3 protein-coding genes are annotated in these 3904 nt (G+C 39.3%); all 3 read left to right on the forward strand.

The window, feature by feature from the left end; genetic code table 11:
- The first annotated feature begins 714 nt into the window (after positions 1-714).
- The 3 genes from PHT93_RS15105 to PHT93_RS15115 all read left to right on the forward strand — a co-directional run bounded on the left by PHT93_RS15105 (position 715) and on the right by PHT93_RS15115 (position 3763).
- Entirely contained in the window at positions 715-1269 is a 555-nt protein-coding gene (locus PHT93_RS15105; protein ID WP_300244610.1) for a DUF3575 domain-containing protein, read from the forward strand.
- Between the two features lie 93 nt (positions 1270-1362).
- A complete protein-coding gene (locus tag PHT93_RS15110; protein WP_300244611.1) occupies positions 1363-2628 on the forward strand; it encodes an Mfa1 family fimbria major subunit in 1266 nt (421 codons plus the stop codon).
- Between the two features lie 106 nt (positions 2629-2734).
- Positions 2735-3763, forward strand: a complete 1029-nt coding sequence (locus PHT93_RS15115) for a FimB/Mfa2 family fimbrial subunit (RefSeq protein ID WP_300244612.1) — start codon at positions 2735-2737, stop codon at positions 3761-3763.
- The last annotated feature ends 141 nt before the right edge of the window (positions 3764-3904 follow it).

The following is a 3904-nucleotide window of genomic DNA, read 5'->3' on the forward strand; positions in this document are numbered from 1 at the left end:
ACTCTGTTTCCGTTATATTAGTCTGATACATCTTTATTCTTAGTTTCGTCACTTCAAATAAAGTCATGTGAAGACTAATACGGAAACATTCTTAACCTTTTATTTCTATAAAATTTAAACAGGCTCTAAAAAAAGAAGTAAAAAACGGAGAAGTTACAGCTCAGGAAGCATCATCCGAAATGGAGCATATCTTGGAAGTTGCCTTGTCGGTTATCGACGAAAAAGAAATCAATTCCTTCGAGATACTTCTTTCCTCTTTCATGACCGATGTTACCTGAGAAATTCGAATGTTACCCGACAACCGAACTTTCAGGAACCAGAAACCAATACTGTGAAACCTGCAACTAATCTTTAACAGAATGCGCTTTAGAACACAAGCTTATTACTATATAAGAATGATTGATATTCATGAAAGAGCAAGAGTGGATACAATTCAAAACAGCTCGGCTCATCAAGCTTGGTCTTCGATAAAGTAACAAAGAAAGAGGATCCAGACAAACGTCTTTTTGATTAGAATACCTGTGCAATAATGACTTTTATAGTAAATCTGGATTAAAATTTGGTGTTATTGTGCGATTTTTTGTTGTAGATCATAGCAAAAAGTAACAGACCTTTGCATTAGTAAATTCATTTGTTAATTTTTCCCTTCTTGAGGAAAGATTGTCAACGGTCATTTCTACTAAGTAATAATCTATTGACTCAAATAACAACCGTATGTTAAAACACTTCTTCTTTATAGTTTTATTTATCGTACTGTCTTCGATGAAAGGATATGGGCAGACATGGGCAGTAAAGATCAACCTTCCGGAAATAATAACAACGACGTTCAACCTTGGAACTGAAGTCCGGCTTTCAGAACAATATTCTTTAAATCTGACAGGATCGTTAAACCCATGGACCTTCTCTGAGAATAGGAAATTTCAGCATTGGATCATTCGTCCGGAAGGACGTTATTGGCTGGATAAAACATTCAATGGCCATTTTTTCGGTGTTCACGCTTTCCATGGACGCTTTAATGCCGGAGGTATTTCTATTCTGGGTCTAAAAAAGGAACGACGCGAAGGAAACTTTACCGGAGGAGGATTTTCGTATGGCTATTTATGGCATCTATCCGGCAACTGGAATTTGGAAGCTACCGCTGGCCTGGGTTATGCTTATCAGGATTACAAACGTTTCGCATGCGAAAAATGTGGAGAATCAAAAGGTAAAGGAACAAAAAATTATATAGGACCAACCAACATAGGTGTAAACCTGATTTATGCTTTTTAATTCAACTCAAAACACATAACCGTAATAACTAAAGATAAAAAAACCATATAACAAAGGTTTATAATTTCTATTATTAATTAAACAAAAATCGAAATGAAAAAGAATTTCAAATTTGCTTTATTGGCTTGCGCGGCATTAACAGCCGGTTTTACAAGTTGTAGTAATGATAATGACGAGCCGGTCGTTAACCCTGACGGCGAAAAGGGTCATATCACTTTTACTGTAAAAACGAGCGATCTTTCTACGCGTGCTGTGACAACTACACAGGATGCATCCGAATCAACACTAAACACTATCGATGTGTTTGTATTCCGTGCTAATGGAAACATAGAAAAGAATGTTACATTTAACGTAGGCGCAGGTAAGGATGTGGAACCAACCGGTGCTCCTAATGAATATGAACTGACAGGCTCTCCGATTGAAGTGATTGTTGAAGCAAACAAATCCGTCTTGTTGGTAGGTAACCTGACTACATCTTTGCGTAGTGCCATTACAGGAGCTGCTTCTGCTGCTTTTACACAAGCTTATAATGAAACCCTGGCCAGTCTGACAGCTTCAGGCAATTTTGTTATGGTTTCAGGTAAATTAACTGAAACGGTGACAAATAGTAATACCAATTTAGCTCCTCGTCATATAAACGCAGGAAATCCGGTGGCATTGGAACGTTTGGCTGCAAAACTGGCTGTTGTGTATGACGGATCACTTTCTGCATCTGTTTCGGTTGCCGGTGGTTCTATCGCTCTTTCTACTCTGGAATATGCGGTGGATAATGGTAATACAGTATTCAATTTAACAAAACCTACCGTTTCTCCTTTTAGCTCTGCTACACTTACTTCTTTTAATGTCGTTGAAGCAGATCCTAACGGTCCTGCAAACCATCCTTTCTATTTGATGGAAAATATTGCAGACGGAGTTGCTGTAAATGCTACAATGGCACGGGTACGTTGTAAATTTACTCCAACTGTGGTTTTGGATGGAACAGGAAGTACAGGAACACTGCAAACTAGCGGTACTTTTGCTACGCTGGCCATGAGTGATGGTACGGTTGCTTATTTTGAAGACATTGCTGCTGCTAATGCCTATATAGGGGCTCCTACAGGTATTGCTCCTGCACCAAGTGCTATCCCTGTAGAATATCTGAACGGTTTGTGCGACTATGGTATTACGCTTGAAAAAACGACCAATCAATTCGATGTGGTTCGTAATACCTACTATGTAATCACAATTACAGGTTTTGGTGGTATTGGTCTGCCTACAGATCCTATCGTTCCAATCACTCCTACATCTAAAGGTTATATTAAGTTTGACCTTGTGGTAAAGGATTGGGATCCAGTTACAGGTGGTCAGTCACTAAGCTAAGGATTTTAATTATTCCATAAATGGGGGGGAAGGTAGATTCCTTCCCATTTACGGTTACTCCGTGCCGGTTGTGGCACATGATCGATATAAGAAAAACGATTTTAAGATGAAACTACTATCATTTGCTTTGCGTTTATTTCTCTGTACCTGTTTCCTTTTGATTGGCCATACTTCGTGTATGAAAGAAGATCTTTCAGCTTGTCCTAAGCCCGGACCTGACCCGGTATCGGTGGCGTACCGCCTTTCCTTTACATATGTCCCCCTGTCAGTCGAACAGGAAGAAGGTTTTGATCCATCTGAGTTGAAAACATTAACGGTTTACGCTTTTGATTCCTTAGGGTATTTTGTTACTTCGGTGACTCATGATGAACCACGTCTTGCAGATCCTGATTATGGCATGGATTTTCTGCTTCCCGAAGGACGTTATAGTTTTTATGCCTGGGGAAATGTTTATGACTGTTATCGGTTTGACTGTTCTGGTTTTGAAAAAGGAGAGACCAAATATGAAGATGTCCGTCTGGTCTATGAGGGTGCTGTACAGGATACGGTTTCCGTGATTCCTCCCCCTCTGTTTTTCTCTTCGTTGTGCGACCGTTCTTTAACCGTTTCGAGCACAACACGTTCATCCGAAAAAATTATCAATCTGAAAGATACCCTTTTTATCGTAAAAGATCTCTATACACTAAAAATCGAGGCAACAGGCCTAGATGAGGGAAATGGTTTCTATCGTGCTGTGCTGACAGACAATAACGCTTGTTATGAATTTGATAACTCTTTTGCTTCTTCTCCAAAGGTACATTATACATCCTTGTTCGATTACAAAGGGTCCGAAAAAATATATTCAACAGAATTGGGCACTTTGCGTCTTTCCCGCGACCGTCGTCCAGATCTTAAACTATACGATTGTTTGACGGGACAGCTTGTGTATCAGGAATGCCTTATTGACCTGCTCCTTGCCGGTGAAGCAACACAGCGTAAGATTGATTTTTCACGTATGTATGACTTTGTAATTCGTTTAGGTTTTACAAGAGATCCGGAAACCGGTATAATCAAGGAGCTTCGTATTCGTGTGAACGATTGGAGTGTTGTGGAAAAAGATGTGACAATTGATCTGAGCAAGCCAAATAGTCAGTGATTAGCATTTAATAGAAAATAAGAAGAAAAAGATAACATGATTATGAAAAAAATGATTGATTGTTGTAGCTTGTTTCCATTTCTTGCAGGACTGTTTCTTATTACCGGTTGTACATCGGACGAAGAGAAATTGCCAAGCAAC

The organism is Massilibacteroides sp., assembly GCF_028705895.1.
GTDB lineage: Bacteria > Bacteroidota > Bacteroidia > Bacteroidales > Tannerellaceae > Massilibacteroides.